This is a genomic window from Streptomyces sp. NPDC047043 (assembly GCF_040644055.1).
Classification (GTDB): domain Bacteria; phylum Actinomycetota; class Actinomycetes; order Streptomycetales; family Streptomycetaceae; genus Streptomyces.
On record NZ_JBEYVO010000044.1, the window covers coordinates 38,214 to 54,136 of the forward strand.

Here is a 15,923-nt window from a genome sequence, read left to right on the forward strand (position 1 = left end):
CGGTGTAGATGCAAGTCCCTTCACAGCGAGTTCGTGATCTGAGTCAGGGCGGGATAGAAAACGAAGATGATGAAGCCGAACGCCATGAGGATGCCGGGCAAGGCCATCCGTTCCGTGGCGGCGTTGGCCTTGCCTTCGGCCTCGGCTCCACTGCGTTGCCGCATGCCGGCGGCCTTGGCGGCCAACGACGCCCGTACTTTCGCGCCCTCGGTGCCCGCCAGCGACAGGCCAGCGGCAAGCTCACTCAACTCACTGATCTGGAGCTCCTCACCGAGCTGTCCCAGGGGCGTCCAGGGGGACGTACGGGTGAGCCGGGCGGTGTTCAAGGCACGCCGCAGCTGTTGAAAGGGCCAGCCGTGCCCGATGCCGGCCGCGTCGTTCAGGGCGCCGTCGACCCCGGCGCCTCCCGCGAGCAGCACGTGGATCAGGTTGAGGTAGGCGCCGAGGGCGTGACGGAAGGCATCTCGGCGACGCTCGGCCTCGGCACGTACGGTGACATCCGGCAGAAGGAACCCGCTGACCGCGAAGACCAAGGTGCCACCCAGTGGTACGGGCCAGGGCAGTGCGCGACCTCCCAGAGCCAGGAGAGTGCCGACCGCGCCAGGCAGCAGAAGCCCGGTCAGCGCGAGCGCGGCCTTCTCCGCCAGATGTGTTTCGGACGACCGTTCGGTGATGGCCAGGTCTTGGGTGATGGTGCGGCCAGGCAGACCGACGGCGCGCAGCAGGCTAGTGAATGGGCTGCCGATGCGGACGGCCCAACCGCCTTGGTCGGGCCTAAGGATCGGCGGCGGCGCAGACGCGGCGTTGAGCCGGGAGATCAGTGCAGCCAAGGGTGGCCGGGGCGGGATCAACCAGACCACCAGTGCCCACAGGCCGAGGCCGACCCCAATGCCCAGGAGTACGAGAGCGGTCATTCAGGGCACCTCCCGGGGCACTGGCGCGGCCTCCTCGGTTACGTGGCCGATGTCTTCGATACCGCTGAAGAACCGGTCCGGTTCCTCGATGCGGGCTAAGCGGCGCAGCCACGCGAACGCGACCATGAACAGCGCTCCGATCAGGAGCAATACGAGTTGTCCGGTCACGGTGTCGTACGGCGTGAGGAATTGGGGGTTGAACAGGATCAGGGCGCCCGCGAATGACAAGGTGGTGATCACCACCACCCGCACGGTGGTACGGGTGCGAGCACGGCCGGCCTCGACTCGGTGGTGCATCTCCACTTGGGAGCGGGCGGTCGTGGCAAGTTCCCCCAGAAGGGAGGCGAGCTGCCGGGCCTGGTACTCGGAGGCCAGGATCAGAGCGGCAATCACCAGGTCAGCGGTGGGTTCGTCAAGGTCCTCCGCCAGGTGCCGCAGGGCAGGGTTCAGCCGTTCGCCATGTTCCAACCGCTGGGCCAGCTGCGCTATTTGAGAGCGGATAGCTTCCGGAGCTGCGGGGGCGGTGGCCATGATCGTCTGTTCCAGACCCGCCGCGGCGGCGAGGGTGTCACGCAGCATCTCCGTCCACCCCGCGACGCCCTCGACCCGCGCGGTTCGATCGCGTTGCCCCGTACCGGAGCCGAGAAAGCGCGGCAGACTCCAGCCCCCCATCGCCGCAAGCAGCCCGCCGACCACCCACCCGGTAACGGCCCCGACCAACAGTCCTGCCCCGGCCGCGATCGCGAGCCAGCGCCCGGCATCGGGATGCGGCGCGCGCCGTCGCAGACGGCGAGCCGGACGGGCAGCAGGGGCCGGGACCCGCCACACGCGTACCAGCAGTACAAGCCCGCACCCCGCACCAAGGCCCAGGAGTGCCATCAGCGGCACGTATCCGCTCATAGACGGCGTCACATCCACTCGACACGGTCGATCGCCTCCGGCCTGAAGCCGGCCGCAACCAAGTCCTCCATGGTCTCGGCGCGCAGCGGCACACCGGGTACCGCGCGCAACTCGGGGCCAGGCCGGAAGACCTCGTTGGAGACGATCTGCTTGTCGTCGGCGTCGATGATCTCCCTGATCGAGGACACCACTCGCTTGTCGTCGTGGCCGCGGGGCTTGTCCAGATGAACGACGAAGTCGAGTGCGCCCGCCACTAGGAGGTTGGTGGCCTCCAGTGGCAGCCGCTCCGGGCCCTGGACCGCGTAGGCGGCCAACTTGGTGAACGCTCCCCGGCTCGTGGAGGAATGGAGCGTACCCATGGAGCCGTCGTTGCCCTGCGACATCGCGTTGCACATTGGAATGACCTCGGGCCCTCGGACCTCGCCGACGATCACTCGGTCCGGGGACATGCGCAGCGCCCATCGCACCAACTCGGCCTGACTTACCGCGCCTTGACCTTCGATGTTCGCTTCGCGCGCCTGCATGGCCACCACGTCCGGATGGGCGTACTCGTCGGCATCCAAACCGAGCTCGAAGACGTCCTCGACGGTGACCAGGCGCTCCCATGGCGGGATCTCAGAGGCCAGGGCGCGCAACATCGTGGTCTTGCCGATGGCCGTCCCACCGGTGATCAGGATGTTCTTCCTCGCGCGGACCATCGCGGCGAGCAGGGATTCCAAGCCCGGATCGAAGGTGCCGTTCTTGCGGAGTTGAGCAAGGGTGACGTGCTGGAAGCGGTGCCTCCTTATGGACAACGACGGGCGGGTGGTCACTGCCATTACCGCGAACGCCCTTGCTCCGCCCGGGAGTTGAAAGCTCACGCCGGGGCTGCCCCGGTCGAAGCGGCGTTCCTCGACTCCGTTCCGGGCGGCCAGGTCGCGGATGAGCTGCACCAACTCCGCGTCGGAGCCGACGACCGGAGCCAGTCGATCGCGACGGCCGTCGGCATAACGGACGAAGACGCGATCGCCGGTGACGTTGATGTTCTCGACCTGCGGGTCGTTCAGCAGCGGTTCCAGCCCGGCCAGCCCGAACACCTCGTTCAGGACGGTGGTGATCACTGCCTGCTCGACGTCCGGCGCCACCACAACCTGTCCGCTCGTGAGCAGTTTCTGCGTGTACTCCTCGGCGGCGTCCGAAAGGATCCTCTCCGCTAAAGCCATCCGGGCAGCGTCGGTCATGGGTGCGCGGCCCGCGGCGTCGTCATCCTGAATCTGCTGTGCCATCCGCTCCGAAAGCCGTTGGCGCAAATGGATCCGCAACCTCTCGGCCGGCGGCTCCGTCTGCACCCGGCGCACCCCGAGTCCGTTCAACAATGCGGGGCGTACAGCCGCCTGCCTGCTCCCGCTTCCCGGCGGGACAACCCCTCCGTACGGCAGCGTCGTGTACCCCTTCTCCGGTTCGGTCATCGCCGTACCTCACTCCACGACTGCGTCGGATAGCCGTTGTGAGCGGCTTCGGATTGGACGTGCCTCGCACCAGGGGTGACGTTCGCTGCGTGCGTCGCCCGTCGGCCGCGACGGTCGAGGCCCCGGGAGGCAGCCAACTCGGCGGTTTCGGCAAGGGCCCTGCCCAATGCTGATCGTGCCGCTGTCGAGCGCCGTCCAGGTCGTCCACCGAGGGCGGCTGCGCCCTTCGGATCCTCCGGAATGCGCGCCATCACCTCGATGTCCAGCTCCCGCGCGACCTCGTCGGTCGCGTAGCCGTCGCCGACCAGTACGAAGCAGGGGCGCCGTGACCAACCCTCCGTGGCCTGCCATCTGGTGGCGACATGGGCCAGGGCGTCGTCGTGGGCGCGGGCCAGCAGCAGGATGACGTCGGCCTCCCGGACCACGGCGAGTCCGGCGGTATCCGGATCGATACGTCCGCAGTCGGCGATCACGACCGTCCCAGAGCGGTCCGCGGCGCGTCGAAGCACTCCGCTCCCCGTCGGATTGAGCTGAGCCAGCGACGCACGGGCCTGGGCCGCACCGGGCGGACCCACCACTACGGGCAGCCCTCCGGGCAGACGTTGTGTGTGCTGCCAGAGCAGCCCCGGCTCGGCCCTTTGTCGGGCGGCGGCAGCCAGGCTCATCAGCCCTGGAGCCGTCTGTAGACGGAAGCGCGCCATCAGATCGCCGCCGGCCGGATCACACTCCACCACCACCGGCTGCTCCGCGGACGGCCACGCGGCCGCCAGCCCCAAGGCGGCTGTGGTCACGCCCGGGGAACCCTTCAGACTGCACAGGGCTACCAACGTCACTTCCCGCCTCCATGCACCATCACCACGCTGATCTGGCCGGTCGGCGCGGCAGCGAGTCGGCGGGCATCTTCCTGGACCATCTGGAGCGAGATCACGGTGAGCTGATCAGTGCTGTTGTTGCGGACGTCGGTCACCGAGGCGTCCCACGCCGAGGACGGCGTGGAGGTCTCGTTCGCGTTGGTTGGCGCCACCACCACGATGACGTGGTTGCCGGGCTGCACACCGGGTGGAAACTGTCCCGCCTTGAGGCCCACCGCAGCCACCGCCAAGCCGACCGGAGGGACGTGTGCCTGTCCCAAGAGGTCTTCGGTGAGCGGAGTCCCCGCAGGCAAGCTGTATGCGACAGGCTGTCCCTCCGCCTCGGCCCGCGATCGCACAGGGATGAATGCCAGCCCGCTGTCGGTCGACACGCTCTCTTCCCGCAGGTCCTCGTCGGACAACGTCTGCCCCACCGTGACCGCTCGGGCCAGCACCAGCACCGGCTCCTGATGGCCAACTCTTGTCGCCGCCACGACACCACCTGCGGTACAGCCCAGGACCAGGAGTAATCCCACCAGCAGGTAGGGAAGTCGACGTGGCCTCGGCACGCTGGTCATCCGTGCCGGACGCTTCACATTCCGGCTCGCTCGGCCTGCGGAAGGAGCGCTCCCTCGGACGCCGGGATCCGAGCGCATGGGCACATGAGTACTCACCAACCATCGCCTCCTGGCGCAGGTCTTTTCTCCGCCACGGCATCAGCGTGGCGGCCAGATCACGGGTAGGGGTTGCCTCTTCCGCACGGTCCGTCGACGATGCGGTCGGGTTTCAGCGTCAGCCGCCGTTGTTCAGGGCCTGGCTCTCCGCGACCCGGAAGTCCGCAGTCGATGTGGTCGTCATGTCGGGGAAGACACCGGCCTGTCCGGCACCGGCCCAGGTCACCGTCCAGTGCACGGTCGCCGAGACCGGGTACGCACTGTCCGATTGGCCCGCGGACGAGGTGCCGTAGGTGTAACCGCAGTCGGGGGACGAGCTCTTCGGGCTCGTGCTCGATGTGTACGGCGTGCCGGCTCCGCGGCACGTCACCGACTTGCCGTCGCCCATCGTCCACACCACGGACGTCGGCCGCGCCACGGCCGTCACCGACACTCCCGGCACCGAGGCTGTCGCCGACACTGCGCCCCAGTCTCCGCGGTCCAACCACAACCAGGTCGGCAGGTTCACCAGCTGCTCCTCAGCCGGATTTGTCTGAATCTCCGGCGACGGCAATCGCAACTGGTTTCGCGCAACCTGCGCTAATTCCGCCGGCGTCGGCTGCGGAGCGCCTCCGCCCTGCTGAGGCGCGTCCGGGATCCAGATCGGCGGCCGGTACACGGCATCGCGGACGCCCCCTGCCTCGCACTTGTACACGTACCAGGCTCCCGACTCCCCCGGCTTCGGGTCAGCCACCCGCATGAGCGCAGATGGCACGGCCGCGGAGTACACAACGGAAACCGCCGCAACCACACCTCCTCCGCCCCGCTCACCCTCGAACGCCGTCTGGGTCGCCGCAGGCGGAGGCTTGTAGTCACTGCGCCGGTACGAACACTCCGCCAGGTTCAGATCCGGATTAGAGGACTTAGGCTGCTCCTGGTGCCCACTCGCGCCGTTACCTCCGCCGGTGGATGTGCCGTCTGAACCTGACGAGCCGCCACCGGGCTGGGTGCTGCCGTGCCGTCCGCCCGACCCCGCGCCAAGCTCACACCCGGGGTGGGGGTTCTGGTCGCACTGCACCGAACCCCATCCGCCGTCGCCGAACGCGGGGACCGCGGCCACCTCTACGATGCCCAGGGACAAGCTCACGGCGGCAGCTGCCCGTCTCAACATGAGCCCACCCCCTCGACCGCGAAGCGCGTGACCTTCCAGGTGCCGTTGAGCTTCTTCGTCTCGGCCGTGATCGCCTGTCGCCCACCGGGCTCGTCGTCCGCGAGCTTGCCGTTGTCCTTCCGGTACTTCAGCCAGTGCGTCGAGTCACCGCAGTCGGAGATCGTGATCGTCGTCGGGTTGGCCGGGGGCACAGCCGACGTGACCTTCGGATCGTTCCTCGGCTCCCCCTTCGTCACCAAGCCGTTGAGGTGATCCGCGTACATTCCGCGCGAGATCGCCGACAGCGCGTCGCCGGTCGCGTACCGTGCCAGTTCAGGTGAGTTCCAGTCCGATGTGGTCCCGGCCTGTGCCATGTCCTGCCACATCCCCAGGTACGCGGTCGTCGCCTGTCGGCGCGCGATGTCGGCAGGGGCGGCGGAACGCGCTGGATCAGGTGTCGAGGCACTCGCCGAACGATCGGGAGCTCCGTCCTTTCCGGATGAGGTCGAGCCGGCCGTAGTACAGCTGGCAACCAGCAGGGCCATGGTGGCCGCTGCTGCCCCCTTTGCGACTTGTCCGGCACGCCCGGACGTCCCTAAACCCGTCACCGACACATCACCCCGCGAACGATGTAGATCTGACACTCGGTCTGAGCTCGGTTCCCACATCTATCGCTTCACCCCGTTCCCACTGCAAGGAGCGAACAGCGACCCAACTGCTCCAACTTCAGAGCGGGAACGGCAACTTAGCGAATCCTTTACCAAACACCTGGGAATTCGGGGAGATTGGCCGCGAGCCGCGCAACAAGCCCTCACCCTCCAGGCGGATCAGAATCCATTGCAGTCGGGAACTCTCGATGGCCGCAATACACCGTTCCCGCACGGCACTTGCCAACTTAATATGACATTTTCGCCTGCCTACTGGCGATCGCCACGCACGATCTTGATCAGCAACTCCGTGTCCCGCAGATCCGACAGCACGACGTCCGCGCCGGCCTCCCTCAGCACGCCTTCGTCGCTGCGTCCGGAAGCCACCGCGACCGCCCGCACGCCGTTCTTGTGAGCACCTTCCACATCCGCTGGTGTGTCGCCGATCAACACCGCTTCGTCGGCCTCACAGCCCGAACGGCGCAGGGACAGTTTCACGAGTTCCGAGCGGACGTCGTTGTCCTCACCGTACGCACCGAGCTCCCAAAGAATGTGGCGATCAAGCCCGAACACCTGGAGTTTGATCTCGGAGACAGGGCGGATGTTGCCCGAGACGACCGTCTGCTGGATCCCGACAGCGTCGAGGGCGTCGAGGGCTGCCGCTGCACCGGGCAGGGCATGCCCACGCTCTCGTAGGTCTGCTGCTCGCTTCAGGTACTCCTCTGTAAGGGCGCGTGCGAAGCGCTCGAAGTCGGCACGGTCGGTGGTCAGCCCGTGCAGCTTCGCCGTCTCCCGGAAGATGACGGGCTCCGTGATCCCGTCGATCTTCGCCTGATCACGCATGGCCTGCCCCGTGCTCTGCAGGAATGCGGCCGCCGACAACTCGCGGCCGACGCCGCGTGTGTCGATCAAGGTGTGGTCGATGTCCCACAGGACCAGCCGCGCCATGGCACCCTCCCCAACTGCGCACCCATCTCTGGGTACTCATGTCTCACACGAACGAGTACAGACCGCATACGCGATGATGCCCTCCGTCCTACGCTGACGGTACGAGACATCGACGGAGAAGGGGGCGGACCGGTGATCTCACCGAAGCTTCCCTTGGGCGAGAAGGTCAAGCACTACCGGCGGAAGAGCGGCCGAACACAGGTCGCCGTGGCCGGGCTGTGCGGCATCAGCGAGCGCTACCTCCAACAGATCGAGGCCGGCCAGAAGGTGCCCTCCGCCGACGTACTCGCTCGTCTTGCCGACGAGCTGGGCGTACCCCTGGCAGGCCTTCTCACTGAGGACAGCGTCGAGGAGTCGACGGTCCCGCTGACGGCCGCGCCCGCGATCGCCAGAGCGCTGATGGGCTACGACCGACCACCTAGATCGACTCCTGCGGGCCCGTCGGAACTCCGGGAGCGCGTTGAGCAGGCCTGGCGGACCTGGCAGTCGTCAAAGGATCGGTTCACGGCTGCCGCCCTTGTCCTTCCCGACCTGATCAGCGACGTCGAGCACGCCGTGCGCGTGCACCGTGCCGGAACCGACGCCGAGGTCCGACGCGAAGTCCTGCGTGCGGCAGCGGATTTGTACGGGTTGCTGCGGTCGTACTGCCGCCGTGCAGGACGCCTCGACTTGTCCCTCATGGTCGCCGACCGAGCGATCCGAGCCGCTGAGGACGCCGACGACCCGGTACGTATCGCCGCGGCGCAGTGGAACCTCGGCCATGTGCTGCTCTCCCACAACGAGCCAGCCGCAGTGGAAGATGCCAAGGAGGTGGCGCTCCGAGCCGTCGAACAACTACGCCAAGCACCGACGTCAGCCGAGGGCAAGGCCGTTGAAGGGGCTCTCGAACTGGTCGCAGTGGTCTCCGACGCCCGCCGTCGCTGCTGGTGGGAGGCGCGTGACCGGCTTGAACAGCGTGCGGCCCCACTCGCCGAAGAGGTCGGCGAAGGCAATGTCCAGTGGACCGTGTTCGGACCTACCAATGTCGCCATGCATGCGATGAGCATCGAGATGCTCGCCGGTGAAGCCACCGAGGGGCTGCGTGTAGCCGATCAGATCGACACGCACTGCCTGCCCAGCCGTGAGCGGCAGTTCACCTTCGGCCTGGAACTGGCCAGGTGCCACGACCTGCGTCGTGAGGACGCGGCCGTGCTCGTTCACCTGCTGGACCTTGAGGACACCGCTCCGGAGGACCTGACGCGCAGTCCCCTCGCTCGCAACATGATTCTGGATCTCCAGAAGCGTATCCGTCCCACCTTCCGCCGCCAGGTCGACGAACTCGTTCAACGCCTCCATCTCGTCTGATCACGAACCAGTGGTTCACCCGAACTCTCAGTTCGGGTCGCGTAGTTGGCCCGGCCGTACCGTCACCGCACAGCGCAGTGAAGGACGGACGGCAGATGATCGACGATTCGGCAATGACGATGACCGCAGCTGGGCTGCGACTTGCGCCCGCTGGTGTCGAGTGGGACGCCGTGAAGATGGGGCGGCATTTGGGCGTGCGCGCGATCGAACGGATCGCGGAGGTCGGCGCCGTGGCGGTGGATCCCCATCGCCGGGAACCAGTGCTCTACTTCTTGGTCCCCAAGGGCAGCGCGGCGCGCTGGGATGTGCCGAACACCACCGCGCTCGGCACAAACGCCTACGTGGTGCTGCCGCCCACTCACAGAGATGCGCCACCCGGCCCGTACTGGCTCGTCCCCGAGCACCACGGCCTCACTCCCGAAGTCGTGTTGCGACAGGCACTGGAGTTGACCGAGTGAAGACGAACCGTCCCGTGTTCGCCGCGGTCGAACCCGCGTTGGTCCCCTTCATCACCCAGAGGGAGGGAGAGGGAGCGGCGCCGGACAACCTCGTCATTCTCCAGCACTCGACCGGTCCACGCCTCTATTACCAGGACGAGGACCCTCGAGACCGGGACACCTTCGGGGCGTACTGCTGGCACGGTGCAGCTTCAACCCGGTCGACTCGCAGGGCCGCCCGACGGGCAAGCCATTGTGGAAGATGATGCACCCCTACCGGCAGATCATGTGCATGCAGGCCATGCGCTGCCAGGTCTGTCAGCAGCCTGCTCGGACACCCCTCGGGTACCTCTTCCTCGCCGGCCCCGCGGACCACGACCCCATGCAACCCACAATGCTCACGAACCAACCACCGGTATGCGTCAAGCACGCGCGCGCCGCCACCAGACTCTGCCCACACCTTGCCGGCCGCCCGATGGTCTTCCTGGCAACGGGCTTCCCCCTCTATGGCGTGCACGGCACTCTCTACGGGCTGGGGACGGACGGGGTGAAGGTCATCGACCAGCCGGAAGCGCCCCTGCCGTTCAGGCATCCGAATCTTCCGACGTTTCTCGCCTCCCAGTTGGTCCGCAAACTCACATCCTTCCGCGTCGTCGACCTCGATGAGGCTCTCCAGCAACTCACGGTTTTCAGCGCACAGTCCCCTGCCCGGTGACCGGGAAGACGTCCGGCGACCCCGGCCGTCGGGCAGGTACCACGCTCCGCCCGAACGTCCAACGGCATTCGGCGCGGGTGGAGACGGTGCTGGGGCCCTGTCCCCCATGGGCTCCAGCACCGGCGAACAGCCCGACAACCGGCGCCCCGGTTCCGGGTCGCCAGGTGAATACACGACACCAAGGAGGAACGCGATGTCCCAGTCCACCGCCGCACCCACGGACGAGACGACCGAGCAGGTCACGGAAGTTGTGATCGTCGCCGTCGACGTCGAGGACGAGGAGTAATCCTCCTCGCCCCTCTGAACAAGGCGTCCCTCCCCACCTCAAGGTCCTGCTGGACCTGGGGAGGGACGCCCTCGGTCCTGACCGACTGGAGGCCGCAGTGCATCACGTGTTCGTCGGACCGACACTGCACAGGTCCGAACCCATCCTTGCGACGCCGAACGTGCAAGTGTGCCCGCCGGTACAGCACGGTGATCTGTTCTCGGAGTCAATCGGCGACGGCGACACCGTTGTGATCATTGACGGGGTGTATCACCAGGCGCCGGCACTGCGGCACAAGGAGATCCTGGCCGCCATGGGCCGCGGAGTCCGCGTGATCGGCGCCGCGAGCATCGGAGCAATGCGCGCCGCTGAACTTGCCGGGTTCGGGATGATCGGCATCGGTTCCATCTACACCGCTTATGTGAACGGGCGCATCGATGGCGACGACGAAGTAGCTGTAGGGCAGAGTCCAGAGGGAGAGGCGCTTACCTGGCCGGTGGTCAACCTCCGGCGGGCCTTGGAGCTGGCAAGCCAAGCCGGTGTGCTCGAGAACGACCGAGCCGTCGTACTCCTGGAAGAACTTCGGTCGGTGTACTACCCGCAGCGCACGACGGCGGCGGTGCGGGCGGTGTGCCGTCAGCAGGGCGGGCACGTGTTTGCGGAGTGGCTCGCCGAACAGCGAGCCCGGGACCAGCACTTCGCCGATCTCAAGCGCGCCGACGCCCTCGCGGCCCTGCACCGCGCCCTGGTCGATCAGGCTCCGTCCGCCGTCTGCGCTTCGCCGGAGATATGGGAGTCGGCGTACTTCCTGCATTGGTCAAATACCTTCGCCCGCAGCCGCATCGACGGTCTCGACCTTGCCACCGCTGATCGCCTCGTCTACCAGCAGGTGTTCACCCGAGATTTTCCCCGGACGTGGACCTCCTACCTCGAACATCGCTCTCTGCGCGCCGCCGGGGGCAGTCCCGGCTTGCCACTGCGGACCCGGCTCGCCCAGGTGACGAGCAGCAACCTCCCCGCCCACAGCATCTTCCGCCCACCGGTCGACCTGCGGGACAGGGTGACCGTGGCCCTGCTGTTCGCCCGGGAGACACCCGAGGACCGCCGCTCAGTCGCACGGTATGCCGAGGCAGTCGCGCTGGCGCACCGCACCCAGCCCGGATTCTGCACCGACGCCGTACGCGGAGATCTCTCCCGCCGGATGCTCCTGGAGGTGTGGGGATGTCCCGCCGGTCGGTTGGATGCCGAGGCCTCGTCGCGCGGGCTGGTCTCCGCGACGAACGCCATCAGGGCAGCGAAGCGACTGGTCCCCGGTTACCTCGAAGAGAGGATCAGCCACACGGAGGAGGCGTTCAGCAGTGCGCCATAACGACATGCTTGCCCTACGGGGCACGGTGCGAGCCCGCTCCGCGGAAGAAACCTGGCAGGCCGTGGCCCCCTTCCTCACCGAGTTCGGGATTACCCGGGTCGCGAAGTTAACCGGCCTGGACTGCATCGGGCTTCCGGTGTGGACGGCGATCCGGCCCTCATCCCGGACACTGAGCGGATCGCAGGGCAAAGGCGCCACCGACCTCCTCGCGAAGCTCTCGGCGGTGATGGAGGCAATCGAACTGTGGCACGTGGAACAGCCACTGCCCATCACCACGCGCGGCCCGGCCCGGGACGTCGCGCCGAACTGCCCGGTCTCAGCACTGCCCTTGACCATCCGGTACGACGAGGATGTCCTGACCCGGGTGGTGTTGGAGTGGACGACCGGAACCCGGTTAATGAACGGGGAGAAGGTGCTGCTGCCGGTCGACCTGGTGCGTCGCCGCGTACAGCGCCCTCCATGGACTCCAGATCTACTCCGCGCAACGACCACCGGCCTGGCGTGCGGAAACACCAGGGACGAAGCGCTGCTGCACGCCCTGTATGAAGTCGTCGAACGCGACGTGCTGCTCCGGAACGCGCAATCCGGCGGACAGCGGCGCACTTTCATCGACCCTGGCACGGTCGATGACACCTTCGGCCGGGAGGTCGTCGAACGTCTCGCGGACGCGGGAATGGCGGTGGAACTGGCACTGGTCGACGGCCCCTACGGGCTGCCGGTGTGCGTGGCCTACATCTGGTCGGAGGACCTCCCCACGCTCTTCGCCGGCGGCGGCTGCCACAGCGACCCAGGCATCGCGGCCACCCGGGCGCTAACCGAGGCCGCCCAGTCGCGCCTTGCGGCAATCGCCGGCACCCGGGACGACCTGCCGAGCACCCCCGCCTCATCGGTACTGCCGGCCTTCTGCCCTCCGCAGGCCGAAAGGCTGACGGACTGGGCGGAGGCGACGGCACGCTTCAGTCGCGATCTGTGCGGATTCGCCGATCAAGTCGACAACATAGCCCGGCAGATCACCGAGGCCACCGGACACGAACCGACCGCCTTGGACTTGCCCTCCTCTGCCGCGCCGATCCACGCCGTGCAGGTCATTTGCCCCGGCACCCGCTCACGCGTCACAAGGACCATGCACCGATGAACCACGCCACCATCCCCACGACAGTTCTGTCGGCCCAGTTCGACAGGTTGCACACGGCACGAGCCCACAGCACACTGCCCGCCCGCCTGTACGCCGTCGCGATGGGCGACGACTACCCGGACGAGGTCGCCCCCTCCAGTTCCTGCGACTGGCCCCTGCTGGAGCTGATGGCCACCCGACTGCACATGCACCCCCGCCAACTCCTCGTCGACGCCGGATGTGGCACCGGAGGGATCGGTCTGTGGCTGGCCCGCGCCCTCGCGGTCCGCCTCGAAGGCATCGACATCTCCCCTGCCGCCATTGAGCAGGCCACCGCCCGCCGCAGCCACTTCGCCGTCCCTGCCACTTTCCGCGTCGCCGACCTGGAAAACACCGGCCTGCCCGACGGGCGCGCGCACGGCGTCGTGTGCGTGGATGCCCTTTCCTTCACCACCGATCGTGTCAACGCCCTTCGTGAGCTCGGCCGGATCCTGGACCCCGACGGACGGCTGCTCGTCACCCGAGCGGTCCGGCACGGCGTCGAACCACGGTGGAGCACACAGGTACGCGCCGCCGGTCTGGTCGTGGAACACGTCGATGAGCGGCCTGCGGAGCCCGCGATGTGGGCCCGGCTCTATCAGCTGTGGATCGATCACGCCGGTGAACTAAGGCGCGAGCTCGGCGACGAACAAACTCAGAACATGCTGCGCGAAGCCCACACGAGGCTCCCCACACTCCCCGGCCGCCGAGCGGTCCTGCTGACCCTGCGCCGCCCATGACCAGGCCGTCTGCTCCCGAGAGGGCCGATACGATGGCCAGCCCCGGCCGACGCCCACCCCACACGTCTCGCGACCAGCAAGAGGAGTCCGCAGTGAGCCAGTCCCCCGCCCGCGCGGCCGTGTTCTCCGCCGGGTCCTGGGGCACCGCCGCCGCGAAGATCCTCGCCGACGCCGGCTCCGTCGTCACCGTGCACGCCCGCCGCAATGAGATCGCCGACGCGATCAACACGACGCGCCGCAACCCCGGCTACTTCCCGGACATCGACCTGCCCGCCACACTCACAGCCACCACCGACCCGGCGACCGCGCTGGACAACGCCGACTACCTCGTGCTGTCCATCCCCGCCCAGTCCCTGCGCACGAGCCTCGCCGACTGGACACCACACATCGGCCCCGGCACCGTGATCGTCTCGCTCATGAAAGGCATCGAACGGGACACCGGGAGGCGGGCCAGCGAGGTCATCGCCGAGGTGACCGGTCTGAGCGCGGAGCGGATCGCCGTGCTGTCCGGGCCCAACCTGGCCCGCGAGATCATGGCCGGGCAGCCCGCAGCCGCGACCGTGGCCTGCCCCGACGAAGCCACCGCTCGCCGCTTCCAGACGGCCTGCCACACCTCGTATTTCCGCCCCTACACCAGCACCGACGTGATGGGCTGCGAACTCGGCGGCGCGGTCAAGAACGTCATCGCCCTGGCCACCGGCATCGCCCATGGCATGGGGATGGGCCACAACGCCGTCGCCACGATCATCACGCGCGGCCTGGCCGAGACAACCCGGCTGGCCACCGCCCTCGGCGCACACCCCGAAACCCTTGCCGGTCTCTCAGGCTGCGGCGACCTGATCGCGACCTGCACCTCTCCCCTGTCCCGCAACCGCACCTTCGGCACCCACCTCGGCCAGGGCATGAGCGTCGACGAAGCAACCGCTGCGGCCCGGCAGACCACCGAAGGCGTCAAGTCAGCCGAAGCGATCCTCGAACTCGCCCGCACCCATGGTGTCGAGATGCCGATCACCGAGACCATCGCCGCACTCCTTCACGGCAAGATCAGCCTCGAGGAAGCCGTGGCCGCGCTCATGCAGCGGCCGGCCAAGCCTGAACGCTGACCCATACGCCCACCCACTGAGGCGTCCCTCATCACCCTCCCGTTCCTGGAGGCTCCGTCATGTCCGCATCGGCAATGTCCGCTGTCCAACTCGCCGTCACCGGTGTCCTGGTGGTGTGGATGATCACCGGGTTCACGCGCCTGCCCGGCCGCTGGCTGCGCTGGAAAATGTTCTGTAGGGCCACCTTCACCGTCGTCACCCTCACCGGCACGAAAGACGGCCGCACCGAGTCAGTCAACGTCTACCGACACCTGTCACCAGGCAGTTTCCTCCTCGGCCCGCCCCAGCTCCAGGCGGTCATCACCTACCTGACCAGCAGCGGCCATTACGACCGGATCGACGGCACCGGCCGCGTCCTGTCCGCAGCAGGCGAAAGGCCGCTGGAGGTGACGAACAGCCGTGTGGTTCTTTGACGCCATCACCGCCGGCTTCCGCTACCCGACCGACCCGGGACGCCTGCAACTGTTCCGGATCATCTTCGGCACCATCTGCACCCTGCGCTTCGCGCTGTCCATCGGACAAGGCGGCTGGCACCGGATCATCCCCGGATCACTCAGTCTCCACCTCGCGGAGCAGCGGTTCGGTCCTCGCCGGGCCCGCCTCCTCGCGGGTTTGTACCGGCCGGCGCTCGTGATACGGACGGCTGCCGCTGTCGCCCTCACTCTCGGGCTGCTACCTCGGCTGTCTCTGTTGGCAGTCCTGGCCGGAGCCACCATGGAACTGTTCTACCTCCGGAGCCCCAATGCGGTGCGGTACACCCTGCTGACCGGCAGCTGTCTCCTGGTTGCAGGCGATCTCGGTCACGGACTCGCCATCGAGCACACTCCGAGCACCGCCAACACGTGGGCTCAATGCCTCCTCGTGCTGATCACCACGGACATCTACTGGAACAGCGCCTGGCAGAAGCTTCGTTCACCGCAGTTCCGTACCGGGCTGTACCTGGCCCAGTGGGTACACGTCCTCACACAGGTCAGAGAACAACTCCCCTACCACCGCCAGTTCGCCGTCCCCGGCCTCATCCGCCGTCATCTCGGAAACCTCAGCGAACGCGACGTACGGCTCTGGCAGATGATCTCAACCGCCGTTATCACGGCGGAGATTACCTTGCCGCCAGCACTGCTCGTCCACGCCACGACCCCATGGGCGATCGCTCTTGGCATCGGGATACACACAGCATTCGCCTGCCTCAAGCCTCGCCAACTCATCACCTTCTCCGGCCTCACAGTCGGCACCTATACCGCCTTCGCTCTCTAAGATCGTGTCCTAGGTGGTGGGGCGTCGTTGTT

17 protein-coding genes are annotated in these 15,923 nt (G+C 67.4%); 9 read left to right on the forward strand and 8 right to left on the reverse strand.

What is annotated here, in order from left to right; all coding sequences use genetic code 11:
- Positions 1–20 precede the first annotated feature (20 nt).
- The 8 genes from ABZ880_RS47180 to ABZ880_RS47215 form a co-directional block, all read right to left on the reverse strand.
- Positions 21–914 (reverse strand): type II secretion system F family protein, encoded by an 894-nt coding sequence (locus tag ABZ880_RS47180; RefSeq protein WP_361277210.1) that lies wholly within the window; start codon positions 912–914, stop codon positions 21–23.
- Entirely contained in the window at positions 915–1,814 is a 900-nt protein-coding gene (locus ABZ880_RS47185; RefSeq protein WP_361277211.1) for a type II secretion protein F, read from the reverse strand.
- Between the two features lie 8 nt (positions 1,815–1,822).
- Positions 1,823–3,262 (reverse strand): ATPase, T2SS/T4P/T4SS family, encoded by a 1,440-nt coding sequence (locus ABZ880_RS47190; protein WP_361277212.1) that lies wholly within the window; start codon positions 3,260–3,262, stop codon positions 1,823–1,825.
- Positions 3,259–4,053, reverse strand: coding sequence for a GTPase domain-containing protein (locus tag ABZ880_RS47195; RefSeq protein ID WP_361277213.1), 795 nt, complete (start codon positions 4,051–4,053; stop codon positions 3,259–3,261). The genes ABZ880_RS47190 and ABZ880_RS47195 overlap by 4 nt, the downstream gene beginning before the upstream one ends.
- Positions 4,054–4,091: 38 nt before the next feature.
- Complete coding sequence (locus tag ABZ880_RS47200; RefSeq protein ID WP_361277214.1) at positions 4,092–4,607, reverse strand: SAF domain-containing protein; 516 nt, start codon at positions 4,605–4,607, stop codon at positions 4,092–4,094.
- 298 nt (positions 4,608–4,905) lie between these two features.
- Complete coding sequence (locus ABZ880_RS47205; RefSeq protein ID WP_361277215.1) at positions 4,906–5,295, reverse strand: hypothetical protein; 390 nt, start codon at positions 5,293–5,295, stop codon at positions 4,906–4,908.
- A 635-nt stretch (positions 5,296–5,930) separates the two neighbouring features.
- Entirely contained in the window at positions 5,931–6,290 is a 360-nt protein-coding gene (locus ABZ880_RS47210) for a hypothetical protein (protein ID WP_361277216.1), read from the reverse strand.
- Between the two features lie 543 nt (positions 6,291–6,833).
- On the reverse strand, positions 6,834–7,511 hold the full coding sequence (locus ABZ880_RS47215) for an HAD hydrolase-like protein (RefSeq protein WP_361277217.1): 678 nt from the start codon (positions 7,509–7,511) through the stop codon (positions 6,834–6,836).
- A gap of 132 nt (positions 7,512–7,643) precedes the next feature.
- On the opposite strand from ABZ880_RS47215, the gene ABZ880_RS47220 reads away from it, so the two are divergent.
- From ABZ880_RS47220 to ABZ880_RS47260, 9 genes are all read left to right on the forward strand, one after another.
- Positions 7,644–8,855: a helix-turn-helix transcriptional regulator gene (locus ABZ880_RS47220; protein WP_361277218.1), complete on the forward strand. Its 1,212-nt coding sequence runs from the start codon at positions 7,644–7,646 to the stop codon at positions 8,853–8,855.
- Between the two features lie 95 nt (positions 8,856–8,950).
- Complete coding sequence (locus ABZ880_RS47225) at positions 8,951–9,313, forward strand: hypothetical protein (RefSeq protein WP_361277219.1); 363 nt, start codon at positions 8,951–8,953, stop codon at positions 9,311–9,313.
- Positions 9,314–9,554: 241 nt separating this feature from the next.
- Positions 9,555–10,007, forward strand: a complete 453-nt coding sequence (locus tag ABZ880_RS47230) for a hypothetical protein (RefSeq protein ID WP_361277220.1) — start codon at positions 9,555–9,557, stop codon at positions 10,005–10,007.
- A gap of 383 nt (positions 10,008–10,390) precedes the next feature.
- On the forward strand, positions 10,391–11,641 hold the full coding sequence (locus tag ABZ880_RS47235; RefSeq protein ID WP_361277221.1) for a TfuA-like protein: 1,251 nt from the start codon (positions 10,391–10,393) through the stop codon (positions 11,639–11,641).
- Positions 11,631–12,776, forward strand: a complete 1,146-nt coding sequence (locus ABZ880_RS47240) for a YcaO-like family protein (protein WP_361277222.1) — start codon at positions 11,631–11,633, stop codon at positions 12,774–12,776. The genes ABZ880_RS47235 and ABZ880_RS47240 overlap by 11 nt, the downstream gene beginning before the upstream one ends.
- Entirely contained in the window at positions 12,773–13,534 is a 762-nt protein-coding gene (locus ABZ880_RS47245; protein ID WP_361277223.1) for a class I SAM-dependent methyltransferase, read from the forward strand. Before ABZ880_RS47240 ends, ABZ880_RS47245 begins: the two co-directional genes overlap by 4 nt.
- 92 nt (positions 13,535–13,626) lie before the next feature.
- Positions 13,627–14,637 (forward strand): NAD(P)H-dependent glycerol-3-phosphate dehydrogenase, encoded by a 1,011-nt coding sequence (locus tag ABZ880_RS47250; RefSeq protein ID WP_361277224.1) that lies wholly within the window; start codon positions 13,627–13,629, stop codon positions 14,635–14,637.
- Between the two features lie 59 nt (positions 14,638–14,696).
- A complete protein-coding gene (locus ABZ880_RS47255; RefSeq protein ID WP_361277225.1) occupies positions 14,697–15,050 on the forward strand; it encodes a hypothetical protein in 354 nt (117 codons plus the stop codon).
- On the forward strand, positions 15,037–15,891 hold the full coding sequence (locus tag ABZ880_RS47260) for a hypothetical protein (protein WP_361277226.1): 855 nt from the start codon (positions 15,037–15,039) through the stop codon (positions 15,889–15,891). The genes ABZ880_RS47255 and ABZ880_RS47260 overlap by 14 nt, the downstream gene beginning before the upstream one ends.
- The last annotated feature ends 32 nt before the right edge of the window (positions 15,892–15,923 follow it).